Here is an 18,032-nt window from a genome sequence, read left to right on the forward strand (position 1 = left end):
TCCCAAGCAACGGTTCGGGTTAGAAGAACAAAGCATGACGACCCAAGCTCCGGCACGGTCTTAAAAAACCAAGGCAAAATCGGTCTGCCATGCAAAATTACAACTGTTTAATTGGTTAAACAACGTCAATCAAGACGTACTAGGCAATAAAATGCGTTTATTCTTTATAATAATGTCTTTCGTGTTCGGTGCACTTGCGCCTACACAAGCCGGGGTGAACCTTAAGCTTAAGGGCTTTGTGGGTGATCCTGTTCTGGCGGCCATTGTGTCGTTCAGCGTTGGAACGCTGAGCCTGCTGGCTTATGCTTATTTTACCAAGGTTCCGCTTCCGGAAGGGAGTGCTGTGCTTAAAGGGCCGTGGTGGATGTGGACCGGTGGTTTTATGGGCGCGTTTTTCGTGGCTGCTGCGGTGGTTGTGGCTCCGGTGCTGGGTGCGGGAACCATGATGTGCTGGATGGTGGCCGGACAGATGGCGGCATCTCTTGTGCTGGACCACTACGGGATACTGGGGTATGCCGTGCGGGAGGCTTCAGCCGGACGTATTGCCGGGGTTTTAATGGTTGTTGTGGGCGCAGTGCTGGTTGAAAAATTTTAGTTTAAATATCAAGGAGTGGGGTGTGAAAGATATTCTTTGCAAATACATGAAGAAGCTGTGGGAAAATATCGTGCTGGTCTGCCGGATGGTCAAGATTGAGCATTCCATCTTTGCATTGCCGTTTGCTTATATGGGAATTTTTCTGGCCAGCGGAACATGGCCGGAGCCCAAGCCTTTTGCTCTGCTGACCATAGCCATGGTGGCGATTCGTTCATTCGCCATGGCCGTGAACAGGCTTGTCGATATCAATATTGACAGTGAAAACCCGCGTACCCGGACCCGTCCGCTGGTGACCGGGGAATTGACCCCGTTTTTTACCTTCTGTTTTATCGTGGCTTGTGCAGTCGTTTTTGTTTTTACCTGTAAATACATGAATGAGCTTTGCTACAAACTTTCGTACTTTGCGCTGGTCTGGTCGGCCTTTTATTCCCTGACCAAAAGATTCACTTTTCTTTGTCATTTTGCCCTCGGTTCGGTTTTGGGGCTGGCCCCTGTTGCGGGCTGGCTCTGTGTTGATCCCAATTTTAGCCTGCCCGCGATTCTGTTTTTCTTCGGAGTAATGTTCTGGGTGGCCGGGTTTGATATCCTTTACGCCACGCAGGACCGCAAGTTCGACCGCAACCGGGGTTTGAATTCAGTTCCCGCAAACCTCGGCATCGAGAAAGCCCTGACCATCTCCACTTTCAGCCATGTGAATACGGTTATCTTTTTCGGGCTGGCCGGACTGGCCGCTGGTTTGAACTGGATTTATTTCGCAACTCTTGCCCTTGTGGGCGGAATTCTAATCTGCGAACATCTCGTTATTTCTGCTGAAGATATGAGCCGGGTCAACATGGCTTTCTTTACTCTGAACGGGGTTATTTCGGTTCTGTTGTTTCTCGGCACTCTTGCAGCGATAATGTTCTAGTTGCTGGGTACATTTTACACTTTGAGTCATGTTACCAAGGTGTCGATAGTGATTGTTCTGTATTAAGGAATGGTTACAGAAGGCCTGCCGTTACGGCGGGCCTTTTCCGTTTTTTTATCCTGAATTGAACAAGAAAACGGCTAGACAAGCCCTTATAAAGGGTTTAGAAGCGATTTTGCGAGGTTAGTGAAGGTTCGGTTTTGGAAGGCTGAAAATTCCTGATTCTACCGTTGCTGTGTTACACTGGATTAATATTGTTTCTGTTCTTTTTTGAGGTGGACAGTCCGGACATGGCGTATGTGAGAGCGGCTGAAGAGGGGATCGAATAATTTGTGGTTATTCGTTTTTAGCTGGGAGAACTGAAATGGAAAATGGAAAGTTTCTGCGTGTAATCGCTGGAATTTATTTTGGAGTGTTACTTGTCGCAGCAGTATTGTGCGGCGCAATTCTAACTGCCTACAGCAATGAATCATGGGCACTGACCGGGCTGGCTTTCGGTTTGATTGGGCTGCTGTTTTTGCTGGGAATCTGTCTTTTTACCGTCCTCAAAGCACAGGTCGCCCGACCTGTGGAATGTCTTACAAATTTTGCAAATCTTGTGATCAAAGGCGAGTACTCCGAAGCTGATAAATGTAACAGCCCGGGGCTTGATGGTTTGCGTGCTGCGATCAGTGAACTGAGCGATGTTTATAAAGAACGCCTCGGTTTCAGCAACAGTATTCTTGAAGGTCTGCCTCTTGGCTGCTGTATTGTTGATCTCAAAGAACATATAAATTTCCTGAATAAAGAATGCCTTGAAATGATCGGCTCTGATGAAAAGCCGGAATCTTATCACGGGCGCATGATTTCCCAGATCTTTTATCACGATGACCGTAAATCACTGATCGGGCACTGTATGGATGATGATACCCGGGCCATGAACCGGGAAGTTATCTTCAAGCATGTGGACGGCAGTGACATCAACGTGTTGGCCAACCTTTTTCCTCTGCATGATGTGGTCGGCAATGTTATCGGCGGTTGTTGTTTGTATATCAACACAACCGAACTTAAACAGCGTGAAGCTCATATCCTTCAACAGAACGAAGTGATTGCCAAGGCTGCTGATCAGGCTGATTCCGTGGTTTATGAACTGAGCAGTGCAGCCGAGCAGCTGCGCGGACTGGTGGGCGAGGCCCGCAAGGGGGCCATGGTTCAGAGTGAAGAAGCCGGACAGGCCGCCACTGCCATGGAAGAAATGAACGCCACTGTTCTTGAGGTTGCACGCCATGCGCAGGAAGCTGCCAGTGACGCTGATAAAGCAAGGGCTGATGCGGAAAAAGGTGAAGATACTGTAGCCGGTGTGGTCAGTGCCATTGATGAAGTTTCCGGTCAGGCTAATTCCTTGAAAGCTTCCATGGAAGATCTGGATGTGAAGGCTGAAGCCATCGGTAATGTACTGGGTGTGATCGAAGATATCGCAGACCAGACCAACCTGCTGGCTTTGAACGCGGCTATCGAAGCTGCCCGTGCAGGTGAAGCCGGGCGCGGATTCGCGGTTGTTGCCGATGAAGTTCGCAAGCTTGCGGAAAAGACCGTGCAGGCCACAACCGAGGTTCATCAGGCTGTTTCCAATATTCAGCAGGGTGCCAAGACCAACGTGCAGGCTACGGAAGCGGCTGTTGAGTCCGTTACCCGCAGCACTGCGCTGGCCGGGGAGTCCGGTGATGCTTTGGCGCGGATCGTATCCATGTCTGAAGAGACTTCCGACCGGATCAGGTCCATTGCCACTGCCGCTGAGCAGCAGGCCGCAGCCAGTGAGCAGATCAACCGTTCCACTGAAACGGTAAACCGCATTTCAAACGAGACCGAGCAGGCTATGTTGGAATCATCCGAAGCCATTGAAAAGCTGGCCCAGCTGGCGGATAACCTTTCTGATATTATCCATGGAATGCAGAATCAGTAAGAGTACAAAATAGACTGAAATAGAAGCGGGCAAATCCAACCGGATTTGCCCGCTTTTTTATTTAATTAACTGAGTAATACTCGAAGCGGCGAAGCCTAATAAAAGTTTTTGAAGAGTCCAGAGAAACTTTTTCCAAAAAGTTTCTTTGGCCGCCGGAGGCGAAATCTGTCCGTTAAATCGCGCGTAGCGCGCACTTATCCCTCAGACCTGAGGAATCTACGTTTCTTTTGTCAAAATCCGTAGCGCAGGTAATCTTTGTCCTTGCGGTTGATGAGCTGGATGTAGCGGTAACGGCTCTTGACCTGAGCTTCTTCGAGCAGGGAGTAGCCCTGATTGCGGCAGGAGTCACAGGCTGCGGCGGGGATTTCCAGTCCAAAGCCCATGGGACCGCCTTCGCGCTGGGTTTCCACTTTGAGCAGGCCCCGGCAGTTTTCGCAGAGCAGCAGGGATTCGGTCTGGGATTCAGTGAACCCTTCGGTGTCGTAAAAAATATTGCGATGTCGCACGGACCAGTCTCCGCTGATGACCCCTTCGCTGCTCTCTGTGGGCGGATTGAAATAGATATCCTTCACGCCTTCGCAGATCTTGGCGATATAATCCATGATCTCATCTGATTCTTTGAGCGTTTCGGGGTTGAAGCCCGGTTCGCGCACGTGTGAATAATCAATCCCGGCCATGGCCAGACTGATGCCGAGGTTTACGTAAGGCAGCGCGCCCTGAATGGCATAACCGCCTTCTAGCACTGCGATATCCGGCTTGAGCATGGAATTAAGCGCGGCGTAGCCCTGCGCAGAGAAATTCATGTTGGTGATCGGGTCGGTGAAGTGGTTGTCCTGCCCGGCGGAGTTGATGATCAGGTCCGGCTTGAAATCATCCAGAATGGGCATGACCGCATTTTTCATGACCATCATGAACCCGGCGTCGGATGTTCCGGGGGGCAGGGGGATGTTCACCGTGCGTCCGAGGGCCTTGGGACCTCCGGATTCTTTGGGGAAACCTGTGCCGGGATAAAGGGTGCGTCCGTCCTGATGCAGGGAGATGAACAGGGTGTCCGGATCATGCCAGTAGACATCCTGTGTGCCGTCCCCGTGGTGGCAGTCGGTGTCTACAATGGCGATGCGTTTGGGACCGTAGTTTTCGCGGATGTATTCGCACATGATGGCTTCAATGTTGATGGCGCAGAACCCGCGTGAACCCTGCACTGTCTTCATGGCGTGATGCCCCGGAGGACGCACGAGGGCGAAGGCCCGTTCCCGTTCGCCGTTCATGACCAGTTCGGCGGCTTTAATGGCTCCGCCTGCGGAAATGCAATGGGAGCGGGTGGCAACGGCCTCGGCTTCGGGAAAGCAGAAGTGGACCCGTTCGATATCTTCGCTGGAAGCCACTTCGGGTTTGTATTCACGGATGCCTTCGATGTCGAAAAGACCTTCCTCGCGCAACTGGTCCTGCGTGTAGAGCAGTCTTTCTTCCCTCTCCGGGTGGGTGGGCGAGATGGCCCAGTCAAAGGCGGGGAAAAAGATGATTCCCAGACTGTTTTCAGCCTTGAGCATTGTTGTCTCCGTTTATGAATATGTCCGGTCCACGCCGGGTTTGATCTGGCATTTGACCCTGATGTTGCGTCCCACGGTGCTGGCTCCATTGACCATATTAAATGATGATGAGCTGGTGATCTGGGCATTGGAACCGTCCGAAGCCACGTGCATTTCGCCCAGATGGGCCAGCAGGTGGTTCATGGCATCCTTTTCAGCCTGTTCTATATTGTAATTGCGGGGGATGTTCTCGCGGTGTCCCAGCGAGGGGATGAACATGAGTCCGCGTTCAGTATCGGCGAAAAGTTCCAGCTCGGTGGTTGTACGGGTCAGGGCCGCGCCGATGGCGTTGGCAACATCGTAGTTCTGCGGAACTTCGGTGGAAAGACGGAATTTGCGGAATACATCCATTTTCATGGCCTGTGCAGGGCCGCCCATGATGTAGATTTTGCGGGGGATGATCTTCCGGTTCTCCAACAGTTCATGGATGGTGTAGACTGGCTGCTGGTTGATTTCATCCACCATTTCACGGGTGGAATCATGGATTTTATCCACTGCGTACCCGATGGCCTGATCCGCCAGTTCTGCCGGGTCGAGTCCATGCTTGGCGGCAAAGGAAGTGAAGCCCGCTTTAGATTGTTTTACGTTTCCGCAATCACAGGAATCCTTCCAGATCAGCGCGTCAGTAAGGGTGGGGATTTCGCCGCCGAAGGCAATTGACGGGCCGAGACGGTTGGGGCCGACACGAACCTGCCCGTCCAGAATTGAAATGGCTGAATCCCCGCCGATGCCGATGGAATGGACCTTCAAGGCCCGTACAAGGGTGGGGTGGGAGCCGATATGGATGCCTTCCTGCTCGATGAGCGGGCTGCCCCCGGCGAAAATGGCGATGTCGGTGGTGGTGCCGCCGATGTCGTAGATGATGGAATCGTGGGTGATGTTGCACAGGGCGATGATGCCCATGACGCTGGCTGCCGGACCGGAAAAAATGGATTGCACCGGAACCTTGCGTGAGAGATCCAGCGGCATGGTTCCGCCGTCGGCTTTGAGGATATTTACCCGGATGTCGCCCAGCCCCATCTCATCAAGGGTGTCGGCAATGGCGTCGGCAAATTTGTTGAAGACCCGCCAGACAGCACAGTTGTAAAATGCGGTGGAAATGCGGCGCGGGAAATTCAGCCGTCCGGTGAGTTGGTGCCCGAGGGTGATGAAGTCGGCGTTATCGCCTACTGCCAGCTCCATTTCTTTTTCGTGGGCCGGGTTGCGGGGGGAAAATTTGGTCACTGCGGCGTATACTTTGATCCCGGCCTTGCGGCAGGAGACAATGGCTTCTTCAAGGGAAAGGTTGTCCAGCCGTTTTGTTTCCGAGCCGCGATGGTCCAGTGAACCGGGAATGACATGGAAATCCTTGCAGGTCATGAATGAATGGGGATCGAGTCCCGGACCTGCGGAGACTATCACGCCCACGTCTTCGTAGTTCCCTTCCACAATGGAGTTGGTGGAGAGAGTGGTGGAGAGGTTGAGCTGCTTTATGCGGGCCGGGTCCGTGTGGCGGACGATTTCCCCAAGGCTGTTTCTGATGGAGGCGAGCAGGTTGTCGTGCTGAGTGGCGACTTTAACCTGCGCTTCCAGACCGTCAGGCCCTATGGCAACGGCGTCCGTGTGGGTTCCGCCGACATCAATTCCGAGAAGGAGCATCTGGTAATCCTTGAACTGTTCTCCCGGTCTGTGCGGGAGGCTGGTGAGCTATACTATATAATGATATGATCCACCTGTTTATCTAGCATCCTGTTAATATCGGAGTCCAGAGCTTTTACCGCGAGTGGTAAGATGCTTTCCGTGAATGGTTGTCTTTATATGATTACAAGCGGCGAAACCCTAATAAAAGGTTTTGGTTTTCTTAGCCGTTCTTACTGATCCCCAGTTTCTTCATACGCGAATCAAAAGTAGAGCGGTTCACGTCCGCAGCACGGGCGGCCCGGCTGATGTTCCAGCGGTATTTTTCCAGCAGCTTCATTATATATGAATACTCCATTTCCTTCCAGGTCAGGGCACTGAAGTCCTCTTGCGCTGCAGTCTGTTCCTGAATTGCGGGCGGGGTCTGCGGCTGTGCTTTTGGGGGCGGTGTTGCACCGGGATGGACAATGTGCAGGGGCAGGTCGCTGTCGGTAACGGTGTCGCCGGGAACCATGGCCTGAAACTGCTTGACCATGTTTTCCAGTTCGCGAATGTTGCCCGGCCAATTGTAATTTTTCATGGCGTCCATGGCTTCTGCGGACATCTGCTTGGGCAGCATGTGGCTGTGGGCTGCTTCGCGGTTCAGGAAATGCTCGGTGAGCAGGTGGATATCTTCCTTGCGTTCACGCAGGGCGGGCAGCTTCAGGGGCAGGACATTAAGCCTATAATAAAGGTCTTCCCTGAAGCGTCCTGAACGCACATCTTCTTCAAGATTGCGGTTGGTGGCCGAAATGATACGGATGTCGATTTTTTTGGTCTGGGTCCCGCCAAGGGGTTTGATCTCGTTCTCCTGCAGCACGCGCAGCAGCTTGGCCTGCAGGTTGATGTCCATATCGCCGATTTCATCAAGGAATACCGTGCCGCCATCGGCAGCCTCAAAGAGGCCGGACTTATTGGTCGTGGCTCCGGTAAAAGCTCCTTTTACGTAACCGAAAAGTTCACTTTCCAGCAGGTTTTCCGGGATAGCGCTGCAGTTCTGGGTCAGGAACGGTTTCTGGGCCCGTGCACTCTGGGCGTGGATTTCCTCGGCAAAGAGTTCTTTACCAGTCCCGGATTCGCCGTAGAGAAGGACCGGATAGCTGGTGGCTCCGTAGTTTTCCACCAGTTTCATGGCTTTGTTTACGGACTGGCTCCGGCCCACAATGGTTTTGTTGTTCCTGATGCTGCTCAGGGTTCTGCTGAGCTGGGCAAATTCAATGCGCTGTTTCTGGAATTCCAGTGAATTGCTGAGCGATATGGAGCCGATATCCACCAGATCCTGCAGCATGGTCAGGTAGGCGGGGTCCTGATTGAGTTGTTCGCCGGAAGTGCTTGTGTCGATAACCTGTACGGCACCGTACACCTCCAGTCCCTTGAGGTGCAGGGGGAAGCAGAGGATGAGCTTGCTTTTTATTTTGAAGTCACGCTCAAAGGAGCTTAGGTGGCGTGAATCCCCTGCTTCGGCAACGGTCATTTTTCCATTCTGGATCACCCAGCCAACGATGCTTTTTTCCTGCGCTGATATTTTTGCCCCTTTTACATTTTCGCTTTTGTCACCGAGGGCTTCAACGCATTCATACATGCCGTCCCGTTTCAGCCACAGGGATCCGCGCTCGACATTTTGCAGTTTAAGCAGCAGGGTCAGAATCTGGGTCTGTAGTTTTTCCGGGTCGAGTTCCTGCGAAAGGGCTTTATAGTCATTAATGGATATAGTCATAAAAATCTGCTGTGATCAGGTTGTTTGATGGTATTATTTAGTGCTTTTTATGAAATATCGGTAAAATGGCATTAGGTCAACAGTGATTACAGCATAAATAATTTTCGGTGGCTTTTGATTTTGGTCATCAATCCTTTAGTTTAGCATGATCTGAGAGGTTTGAAAAGTTTTGGCACGGATGGTGCTGTATGGAGGGTAGCTTGTTAGTCAAGTATGGACCGGAGAGCCCACTCCACCTCCCCGACCCCTCCGGGCTTTCCGGTCCATAACCTTTTTCAGAAGCAAATCCGACTCAGTTTTTTCAAATATACGGAGATGGTGTGATGAGCAATATTGAAACTTTAGTATCCATGCATCGCGAAGATATGGCCCTTTTGCGCACTGAAGCAAAGCAGGCCAGACAGGAAAGGCTGGACTGTGAGCGTGAGATGAATCAGGCGTTTAAGGAGCTGCGCAGTCAGCTGGCTGCTGAAATGCCGGTTAGAAGTTCTTATTCTGTAACTCTTCGAGCTCCTATTGCCTTTATGGCCACCCTGATGGGTGTGTTCAGCTTTTAAATTGTTTTGCGTGCGGCTCCTGATCTTATGATGGAGCTGGATAATCGCCAGAAAAAAGATCCGCCCTTCTGTTTGGAAGGGCGGATTCTTTTTTTAGTGTTTCTTTGCAAGGGCTGCTGCGGTGCGGCGCAGGTTGTCTGCCCAGTCTTCAGCAAGGGGGTTGGCTACAAGTACAGCCGCCCCTATGGAGTCGGCTATGGTTTGCGCGCTCTTTTTGGAGAACTGGGGTTGGACAAAAATGGCTTTTGCTGAATTCTTTTTTGCGAGATCGATCAGCTGGGCCAATTCTTTGGGGCTCGGATCTTTACCTTCCATTTCAATGGGAATCTGGGTCAGGCCGTAGGTGTCGGCAAAATACCCCCACGAGGGGTGGTAGACCATGAATTTGAAGCTGGTTCCTTTTTTGGAGAATATCTCCAGAAGGTCGGAGTCCAGTTTGTTTATTTCAGCTGCAAATTTCAGGTAGTTGTCGATGTATGTCTGGGAATTTGCCGGGTCGTGTTCGATCAGGGTGTTTCGGACTTTCTGGCAGATGGTCCGTACCAGCGGCGGGGACAGCCATACGTGCGGGTCTTTGATGTGCGGTTCTTCGTGGTGTTTGGCCTGATGTCCGTGGTGATGTTCCTCGTGTTCATGGACATGCGCTTTCATCGCCCTGTGGATGACTGTTTGGCCGAGGTGCACGATCTCAAGTTTTTTGTTGGCGGATTTAAATCTGGGCAGCCACGCTTTTTCAAAAGGAACGCCGATGGCAAAGTAGATTTCTGATTTGCTTAAGTTCGCCATCTGTTTGGGTTGCGGCTCATAGGTCGCCGGACTGCTTCCCGGTTTGACCATGATGTTTACCTTTATGTTGTCTCCGCCGATTTTTTTCACAAAATATTTCATGGGTACGATGGATACCGTGGTCTGCAATTGTCCGGCAGCAGCCATGCTGCAGCTCAGTATTGTAATTACAGTCATCAGAATGCCTGTCTTTAATATTCTCATGTGTTCTCCGTTTATTTGCTGAAAATGATTCTCAATTAACTTTTGTATGAATCATATCTTATATGAAGTCAATCGCGGTTGTCATCATTTTCCCGTTTTGTGTTTTTCCAGCTGGAAATAATTTTGCTGTATTAATGCTTTTGTCGAATGGATTTTCACGGTCTCAGCAGGTGGAATGTATTTTATTGTTTAAAAGCTGTGAGAGATGAAATTTTATATGAAGTAAATTTCCAAATATGTTTTTTAGGTGTAGTTTTATTTGCTTTCCGGGTATTGAATTTCCTGTTTTGGCACAAAGCGTGCTAAATAGGTATTGAAAATGCATTTTTGAAGGCTGGTTTTTCTAAAATTGTAAAAATAGAATCTACAAAAACGATTTTAGAGACATAATTGTAAAAATGACACCTTGAATCAACGGGGGTTGATTAAAAATGAATTCGGCGGATACTTCATTTATACTTATTTGTGCAGCTCTGGTTATGTTCATGACTCCGGGGCTGGCTCTCTTCTATGGCGGCATGGTGCGCAGCAAAAACGTTCTGGCTACCATCATGCAGAGTTTTATCATGCTCGGACTGGTTTCTATCGTCTGGGCGGTTATCGGTTATTCCCTTTCTTTTGGTAGTGATATCGGCGGTGTAATCGGCGGGCTGGATTTCTTCGCCCTTAATGGCGTAGGCATGGATACAGTCAATAGCCCTGCGGACAACCTGCCCCACCTTCTTTTCATGGTTTTTCAGTGTATGTTTGCGGTCATCACCCCCGCACTGATCACCGGAGCCTTTGCCGAGCGCATGAAGTTCGGCGCATTGCTGATTTTCAGCACCCTCTGGGTTATCCTTGTTTACGCTCCCATGTGCCACTGGGTCTGGGGCGGCGGATGGATGGGCGACCACGGTGCTCTCGACTTCGCGGGCGGCGCGGTTGTGCACATGAGTTCCGCTGCTGCGGCTCTGGCCGGTTGCCTGATCATCGGTAAACGTAAAGGATACGGCAAAGAACCTTTTATCCCTCACAATCTGCCCATGACCCTGCTCGGTGCCGGCATGCTCTGGTTCGGCTGGTTCGGTTTCAATGCCGGGTCCGCCCTTGCGGCTGACGGCCTTGCTGCCAACGCTTTTGTAACCACCCACCTTGCCGCAGCTGCAGCAGTTCTCGGCTGGTTGCTGGTTGAAGCCATGCATGGCGGCAAACCCACCACCCTCGGTGCTGCTTCCGGTGCTGTTGCCGGACTGGTCGCCATTACCCCGGCTGCCGGTTTCGTAACACCCATGGCTTCCATTGTTATCGGTTTCGGTGGCGGCATGGTCTGTTACGGCGGAGTACTCATGAAGTCCAAATTCGGCTATGATGATTCTCTTGACGTGGTCGGTATCCACGGTCTCGGCGGAACATACGGCGCAATCGCCACCGGGCTGTTCGCCAGTATCGGTGCTGAAGGCCTCTTCTACGGCAATGCTTCCCAGTTCTGGATTCAGATTGAGTCCTGCATCGCCACCTGGGGCTACTGCTTTGCGGTCAGCTGGATTCTGTTCAAGGCTATCGACAAGTTCTACGGTCTGCGTCCTTCCGAGGAAGAAGAAGTTGCCGGTATGGACGTTTCCGATCACAGCGAAACCGGATACCAGTTGTAAGACAGGGTATTGATGCGCTTCGCGCTTTGTTGAATTGATTTCGCCTCCGGCGGGCAAAGGGGATAATCCCCTCTGCACTCCCTAATAGTTAAAGCAGGGTAATTAAAATGAGAAAAATAGAAGTTATTGTCAGGCCTTTCAAGGTCGATGATGTTAAGGACGCCATTGCAGGGCTCGGGCTCAAGGGCATGACTGTTACTGACGTGAAAGGTTTCGGTCGTCAGGGCGGGCACAAGGAAGTTTACCGCGGTGCCGAGTATCAGGTGGATTTCATCGCCAAAACCAAGATTGAGATTGTGGTCGATGCTGACCGCGTTCCCGAAGTTATTGACGCAGTCAGTGCGGCCGCCAAGACCGGAAAGGTCGGCGACGGCAAGATATTCGTTATCCCGGTTGAAGAAGTGGTGCGTATCCGTACCGGCGAGACCGGGCCGGAAGCCATCTAAATGAACGCTGAAAATCCCCCCGGATTGTCCCCGGAATTGTCAGTAGACCGTTTACTGGCGGGACGTGAAATACTCCTCGCGGCATGCTCAAAGAGCATGCCGCGGGATTTCCCGCAGCAGATGTGCTCGCTTGTGGATGATTATTTCCGGGCGAGAATCAGGGAAGCCGTATCCGAGGGGATTCTTTCTTCGTATGATGACCTGTCCATTGTCGCGGTGGGCGGTTACGGGCGCGGTCAGCTGGCCCCGTTTTCAGATATTGATGTCCTGATCATCACTGATCTTTCTGTGCAGGAAGATCTTGAGGATCTGGCTTCCTTTTTCTTTCATCCTCTCTGGGATCTTAAATTTGACGTAGGCCACGGCGTGCGCACTGTGGAGCAGAACATTAAACTGGCAAAGTCCGATTTCAAGGTGCTGGCTTCGCTTCTGGATCTGCGTTTCATTGCCGGGCGTGAAGAACCGTTCCGGCAGCTGGTCAATGAGTTCAGGGAGAAGGTGCTGACTGTATCCGGTGATGAGTTCTGCCGTATCCTCTGGGAGAACCGTTCCGAAATCGGGCAGGGCATGGATTCTGTGGTTCTGGAGCCGGATTTGAAAAACGGCTGGGGGACCCTGCGTGATGTGCAGTTTATCCGCTGGTGTGCGGACATCAAAGGGGATTACTCGCCCCTGAATCAGGGCGACCTCCTTGATCTGTGCAGGGATGAGAGTTTGCTTATGCAGGCCCGCTGCGCTGTGCACCTGCTGCGTAAGCGCAAACAGGACAAGCTGATCATTGAGATTCTGCCCGACGCGGCTTCCCTTTGCGGTTTCAAAGGGTATGATCCGGCCAAGCGCGGCAACGAGTTGCTTACTTCCATCCATCGGGCCATGGTCCGGGTCCGCTCCATGGGGGATGCCCTTTTCAGGGAATCATTTGATGCTGAGTCGAGATCTTTCATTGATCATTGCGGTATTGCCGGGCTTAAGGCCGGGCTGGAGGTTTTCGGCATTAAATCCCGCACCGGAGCACCGCTGACCCGTGAGGCCCGCCGTGCGGTTTCAGCCATAGATTCCGCTGAAGGAGTTAAGCTGACCCGCTCCCTGAAGATGCTCATTGATATTTTCAAGGGCGAATTCGGCTGGCGCGCTTCGGTTGAGATGCTCGACAGCGGGGTTTTTAAATCATTCCTGCCTGAATTTTCAATGGTTGCGGACCTTGTGCCCTATGACGGCTACCACCAGTATCCTCCGGGACGTCACTCCCTGCTTACCGTGCATAAATGCTGTGATATTTTTCGCGATGAATTTTCCGAGGGCGGTAAGTGTATTTCTTCAGCAGACTTTGATGCTTTGATTCTGGGGGCGTTTTTTCACGACATCGGCAAGGGCAAGCGTAATCACAGTGAGCGCGGGGCCGGTATTGCTGAAGAAATTCTTTCGCGCACTGATTTTCCGTCACGTTTTAAGGAAGATGTGGTTTTTCTGATTCGTGAACACCTGCTTCTGGTCCGTGCTTCCCGTTCCATAGATCTCAGTTCTGTAGAAGCTTTGCAGAAGATTGCCGGGAAAATCGGTTCATTGCGCAAGTTGCGGATGCTTTTCATCCTTTCCATGGCCGATTCCATGGCTACCGGGCCGCGGGTCTGGAATTCGTGGAGCGAGTCTTTGTTGCGGGAAATTCATGCCGGTTTGGAACTGCTGCTTACCGATGATGCTCTGGTTGATCTGGGACCGGAAACGCAGTTGGCTGAAACCCTGCGTCGGGTCCGTGAACGGGCCAAAGGATACATTGATCCCGGCATGGCGGAATCCCTTATCGGTTGCATGGACGAACGCTATCTTCTGGTGGAGGACCCGGATGAAATTGTGCAGCACATGCAGCAGGTGTTTGAATTCAACCGGGTTTATGAACGGGATATGGTCCGCAAACCAGCAGGCAAGGGCGGAAGAGGCCTCAGTCTGGTCCGCGCTTTTGAAACCGAGGATGAAAGACGGGTCAAGCTGGTTATCACTGCCAAAGATCAGGATTTTCTTTTTGCCGCCCAATCCGGGGTGCTGGCCCTGCACTCAGTGAATATCCTCTCTGCGGATATATTTTCATGGTCTGACGGAACGGCAGTGAATATTTTTATTGTGGAAGCCCCATCCGAAAACTGCCCGGACGACATCTGGAGCAGGGTGGAGCGTTCTATCATGTATGCCCTTACCGGGCGGCTGGCCCTTGATTTCCGGCTGCATAAGAAGCGCAATTCCTTCTTGAGCCGCGCTGTTCCCTGCCGGGTACCCACCCGGATCAGCATCGATAATGAATCCAGCGAGGAATGTACCCTCATTGAGGTTATCACTCAGGACCGTTCCGGCATCCTTTACGACATGGCCGCGTTCTTCTCGCGCATGAATATCGATCTGCGCATGGCCCGTATCTCTACCACCGGGCAATCTGTTTTTGATGTTTTTCATGTGGAAGGTCCGGAAGGCGGAAAGATTGAAGATAAAATCCATTTGAAAGAGCTGGTTGGAGCTCTTGAATACACCCTTACCGGAAACGTCTGATTCTTTTTCCGGCTTTTGTGGCCGGGTATTTCATAATCTGCCCATACCGCTGACAGTCTGGCTCGGATGGTGGATATTTTTACTATAGCCGCAGCTGTGGTCAGTGTTTCCGTTCTTGGTGGACGCGTTGCTGATCTTGATGATATGATCGGTGTGTTTAAGCTGGTCAGCAACATCAGCGGCCAGTGGCAGAGCTTTGCCGAGGACGGTTTCGCCTGCGGAAAAGACTGGTCCGGCCGGGAATGGTTCAGTGCAGTGCTTGCGGATCAGACCATGTATGTGTCCGATGTTTATGAAAGTTCCGCCACCGGAGAGAATTGCATTACGGTTTCCGGTCCATTCTTTGATTCCAAGGGAAAGGTTCTTGGAGTTATTGCCGCCGATGTGAAAGTGAACGGATAATTATTTCAGGCGTACGCATTTTCTTGCCAAATCTGCAATATTTATCTAAGTGATGCTTGCTACCAAATTAACAGTTTGGGGACCACTATTACCCACAGGTCACATTAGCTCAATCCCAAGAGGAATTATTTCATGAAAATACTTGTTGTAGGTTCAGGCGGGAGAGAACACGCTCTGGCTTGGAAAATCAGCCAGAGTCCCAAGGTTTCTGAAATTTTTATCGCCCCCGGTAACGGCGGCACCCGGTTGCACGGCACCAACGTGGACATCAAGGATGACGACCTGCCCGGGCTGGTCAACTTTGCCAAAGAAAATAAAATAGACCTCGTGGTGGCCGGACCGGAGCTGCCCCTTGTGCTGGGCATCAAGGAAGCCCTCTCCAAGGAAGGTATTCCCTGTTTCGGTCCTGGGGCTTACGCCGCCAATCTTGAAGGCAGTAAAGCTTTCTCCAAGATGACCATGCGTGATTCCGGCGTACCCACTGCTCCTTTTCAGGTCTTTGATGAATATGAGCAGGCCAAAAAGTTCGTTGAAGAACAGGGCGCGCCCATCGTGGTCAAGGCCGACGGCCTCGCTGCGGGTAAAGGTGTTGTTGTGGCCGGAACCGTCGAAGAGGCTCTTGAAGCCCTTGACGACATGATGGTCAAAAAAACATTCGGTACTGCCGGGGAACGCGTTGTTGTGGAAGAAGCCCTCAAGGGTGAAGAAGCTTCCTTCCTCGCTTTCTGTGCCGGTGAAGATTACGCCCTGCTGCCTTCCGCACAGGACCACAAAGCCGTGGGCGAAGGCGATACCGGACCCAACACCGGAGGCATGGGCGCATACAGCCCGGCCCCCATTCTGCCCCGCGACAAATACGCTGAGACCGCCGAACTGTGCATCAAGCCTATTCTCAAGCTGCTTGCCGAGCGTGGCGAGCCTTTTACCGGCATCCTTTATGCCGGACTCATGTACACTGAAAACGGTCCTTCCGTTCTTGAATACAATGTTCGTTTCGGCGACCCCGAATGCCAGCCGCTCCTGATGCGTCTGGATTGTGATCTGGTCGAAATCATGCTGGCCTGCGTTGAGAACCGCCTCCCCGAAGTGGAAGTGAAGCTCAAGGACGAGACCACCCTTTGCGTGGTCATGGCTGCGGGCGGCTATCCCGGTTCCTACGATAAGGGAGCGGAGATCACCGGTTTCGAGGAAGCTGAAAAGATTGAAGGCGTCAAGGTCTTTCAGGCCGGGACAAAGTTTGAAGAGGGTAAAACATTAACCAGCGGCGGACGTGTGCTGGGTGTTACCGCTCTGGGGGCGGATCTTGGAGCAGCCCAGAAAAAGGCTTACGAAGCAGTTGAAAAGCTCAGCTTTGATAAAGCTTACTTCCGTCGCGACATAGGTGACAAGGGTCTTAAAAAATGAGTGCAAAAGTAGCTATTTTTATGGGGTCCATTTCGGATAAGGACACAATGCAGCCTTGTTCCGATCTGCTGACCAAACTCGGTATTCCCCACGTTTTCACTGTTTCCTCCGCCCACCGTACTCCGGAAAGGACTGCGAAGCTGGTTAAGGAACTGGAAGATAACGGTTGTGAAATCTTCATCTGCGCTGCGGGCCTTGCCGCGCACCTTGCCGGTGCTGTCGCAGCTAAAACCATCCGTCCCGTACTGGGCGTGCCCATCTGCGGTTCCGCTCTCGGCGGAATGGATGCCCTGCTGGCAACCGTGCAGATGCCTCCGGGATTCCCCGTAGGAACCGTCGCCCTTGATAAGGTCGGCGCAAAGAACTCCGCATGGATGGCCGCCCAGATTCTGGCCCTGCATGACGAAGCTCTTGCAGGAAAGATTCGTGAAGCCCGTCAGGGTTTCATTGACTCTGTTGAAAAGGCTGCAGCTGAGCTGGAAGCCTAAGAGTCACATGTAAATTGATATTAAAAGGCCGTGTCCGATTTTATCGGGCACGGCCTTGTTCTTTTTGGGAGTTAAATCCATGTCCATTGAATTTTGGGGAGTATACGTACTGACTGTTTTTCTGGCTTCCATCATACCGGGGCCGAGCATGATTCTGGCTTTGACCCATGGAATTAAATACGGGGCCAGACGGGCAGTTGCCACCGCTCTGGGAAACAGTGCCGCTTCTTTTCTGCAGGCAGTTGTCTCAATTGCCGGACTGGGTGCCCTGCTTGCTGCATCCGAAACAGCTTTTATGCTGGTTAAATATGCCGGGGCCGCCTATCTGGTCTGGCTTGGTATCGGAGTGCTTATATCCGGGGATTTCAGTTTTGAAGAAGGCGGCGTTGAAGCAGCTGGAAAGACTTCTGCCCGGAAACTGTTTTTACAGGGGTTCTGGGTCGCGGCAGGGAATCCAAAAGCCATTGTTTTTTTCAGTGCTCTGTTTCCCCAGTTCATCAGCAGCGGACAGGCTTCCCTGCAGCATTTTGCCATGCTTTTGGGGCTGCTTACCGTCATCGCTTTCGGGTGTATGATGATTTATGCCTGCGGTGGCGAAAAAATTAAGGAAATTATCAAGGGTACTGCGATTTGCAGGTATATCAATAAAGTGCTGGGGACTGCTTTTGTGGGGCTTGGCGTAAGTCTGGCCTGTTCCAGAAGATAATTTCAAGGGCTGGAAGCCTAAGCCAGCATGGAGCGCACTGTGGTCAGAAAATCGTCCTGAGAAAATGGTTTGACCAGTGCTTCTTTCGCGCCAAGGGCTTTGGCCTGTTTCAGGTATTCCAGCCCGGTGAATTCACCGCCGCCGGAAATAACCAGAATGCTGGCTTCCGGTTGTTTCTGCTTCATTTCAAGAATGGTCTGGATGCCGTCCATATTGGGCATGAAAATATCGATGATGACCAGATCAACGGCTTTGCCGTCAAAAACAGATAAGCCTTCCTCGCCATCCGCAGCGGTGAGTACATTGACCTCTTCTTTTCTGAGGTAATGCTTGAGAAGTTCAAGCATTTTAGGGTCGTCGTCGACAATCAGGATCGTTTTCATTTTATATTTATATTTAGCAGTTGATGAAACCTGTCTTTGCCTAACTCATGGTCGGCAAAAATGAAAGCGGTGGGTTTA

General features: G+C 51.7%; 16 protein-coding genes. 11 read left to right on the top strand and 5 right to left on the bottom strand.

The features are described from left to right. The first annotated feature begins 151 nt into the window (after nt 1-151). The 3 genes from FMR86_RS17170 to FMR86_RS17180 all read left to right on the top strand — a co-directional run bounded on the left by FMR86_RS17170 (nt 152) and on the right by FMR86_RS17180 (nt 3,444). On the top strand, nt 152-595 hold the full coding sequence (locus FMR86_RS17170; RefSeq protein ID WP_163352632.1) for a DMT family transporter: 444 nt from the start codon (nt 152-154) through the stop codon (nt 593-595). A 22-nt stretch (nt 596-617) separates the two neighbouring features. Beyond that, entirely contained in the window at nt 618-1,502 is an 885-nt protein-coding gene (locus FMR86_RS17175; RefSeq protein ID WP_373682498.1) for a 4-hydroxybenzoate octaprenyltransferase, read from the top strand. A gap of 364 nt (nt 1,503-1,866) precedes the next feature. After that, the gene (locus FMR86_RS17180) at nt 1,867-3,444 is read left to right on the top strand and encodes a methyl-accepting chemotaxis protein (RefSeq protein ID WP_163352633.1); all 1,578 of its coding nucleotides are present in this window, start codon (nt 1,867-1,869) and stop codon (nt 3,442-3,444) included. Between the two features lie 230 nt (nt 3,445-3,674). Here FMR86_RS17180 and FMR86_RS17185 read toward each other — a convergent pair whose 3' ends face one another. From FMR86_RS17185 to FMR86_RS17195, 3 genes are all read right to left on the bottom strand, one after another. Further along, on the bottom strand, nt 3,675-4,994 hold the full coding sequence (locus FMR86_RS17185; protein WP_163352634.1) for a histone deacetylase: 1,320 nt from the start codon (nt 4,992-4,994) through the stop codon (nt 3,675-3,677). 12 nt (nt 4,995-5,006) lie between these two features. After that, on the bottom strand, nt 5,007-6,671 hold the full coding sequence (locus FMR86_RS17190; RefSeq protein WP_163352635.1) for a hydantoinase/oxoprolinase family protein: 1,665 nt from the start codon (nt 6,669-6,671) through the stop codon (nt 5,007-5,009). Between the two features lie 202 nt (nt 6,672-6,873). Further along, on the bottom strand, nt 6,874-8,406 hold the full coding sequence (locus FMR86_RS17195) for a sigma-54-dependent Fis family transcriptional regulator (RefSeq protein WP_163352636.1): 1,533 nt from the start codon (nt 8,404-8,406) through the stop codon (nt 6,874-6,876). A 323-nt stretch (nt 8,407-8,729) separates the two neighbouring features. On the opposite strand from FMR86_RS17195, the gene FMR86_RS17200 reads away from it, so the two are divergent. Further along, the gene (locus tag FMR86_RS17200; protein WP_163352637.1) at nt 8,730-8,963 is read left to right on the top strand and encodes a hypothetical protein; all 234 of its coding nucleotides are present in this window, start codon (nt 8,730-8,732) and stop codon (nt 8,961-8,963) included. 93 nt (nt 8,964-9,056) lie between these two features. On the opposite strand, the gene FMR86_RS17205 is transcribed toward FMR86_RS17200, so the two are convergent. Beyond that, nucleotides 9,057-9,953, bottom strand: a complete 897-nt coding sequence (locus FMR86_RS17205; RefSeq protein WP_163352638.1) for a metal ABC transporter solute-binding protein, Zn/Mn family — start codon at nt 9,951-9,953, stop codon at nt 9,057-9,059. A gap of 431 nt (nt 9,954-10,384) precedes the next feature. On the opposite strand from FMR86_RS17205, the gene FMR86_RS17210 reads away from it, so the two are divergent. The 7 genes from FMR86_RS17210 to FMR86_RS17240 all read left to right on the top strand — a co-directional run bounded on the left by FMR86_RS17210 (nt 10,385) and on the right by FMR86_RS17240 (nt 17,571). Further along, nucleotides 10,385-11,587, top strand: a complete 1,203-nt coding sequence (locus FMR86_RS17210) for an ammonium transporter (RefSeq protein WP_163352639.1) — start codon at nt 10,385-10,387, stop codon at nt 11,585-11,587. A gap of 107 nt (nt 11,588-11,694) precedes the next feature. Beyond that, nucleotides 11,695-12,033 (top strand): P-II family nitrogen regulator, encoded by a 339-nt coding sequence (locus FMR86_RS17215; protein WP_163352640.1) that lies wholly within the window; start codon nt 11,695-11,697, stop codon nt 12,031-12,033. After that, nucleotides 12,034-14,571 (top strand): ACT domain-containing protein, encoded by a 2,538-nt coding sequence (locus tag FMR86_RS17220; RefSeq protein WP_163352641.1) that lies wholly within the window; start codon nt 12,034-12,036, stop codon nt 14,569-14,571. Between the two features lie 66 nt (nt 14,572-14,637). Beyond that, the gene (locus tag FMR86_RS17225) at nt 14,638-14,973 is read left to right on the top strand and encodes a hypothetical protein (RefSeq protein ID WP_203544977.1); all 336 of its coding nucleotides are present in this window, start codon (nt 14,638-14,640) and stop codon (nt 14,971-14,973) included. 132 nt (nt 14,974-15,105) lie between these two features. Beyond that, on the top strand, nt 15,106-16,377 hold the full coding sequence (gene purD, locus FMR86_RS17230; RefSeq protein ID WP_163352642.1) for a phosphoribosylamine--glycine ligase: 1,272 nt from the start codon (nt 15,106-15,108) through the stop codon (nt 16,375-16,377). Further along, nucleotides 16,374-16,865 carry a 5-(carboxyamino)imidazole ribonucleotide mutase gene (gene purE / locus FMR86_RS17235; protein WP_163352643.1) on the top strand — a complete coding sequence of 164 codons (492 nt, stop codon included), beginning with the start codon at nt 16,374-16,376 and terminating at the stop codon, nt 16,863-16,865. The genes purD and purE overlap by 4 nt, the downstream gene beginning before the upstream one ends. 79 nt (nt 16,866-16,944) lie before the next feature. Continuing rightward, entirely contained in the window at nt 16,945-17,571 is a 627-nt protein-coding gene (locus FMR86_RS17240; protein ID WP_163352644.1) for a LysE family translocator, read from the top strand. Nucleotides 17,572-17,588: 17 nt separating this feature from the next. Here FMR86_RS17240 and FMR86_RS17245 read toward each other — a convergent pair whose 3' ends face one another. Continuing rightward, entirely contained in the window at nt 17,589-17,954 is a 366-nt protein-coding gene (locus FMR86_RS17245; protein ID WP_163352645.1) for a response regulator, read from the bottom strand. Nucleotides 17,955-18,032: the final 78 nt, after the last annotated feature.

The organism is Desulfovibrio sp. JC010, from assembly GCF_010470675.1.
Lineage (GTDB): Bacteria > Desulfobacterota > Desulfovibrionia > Desulfovibrionales > Desulfovibrionaceae > Maridesulfovibrio.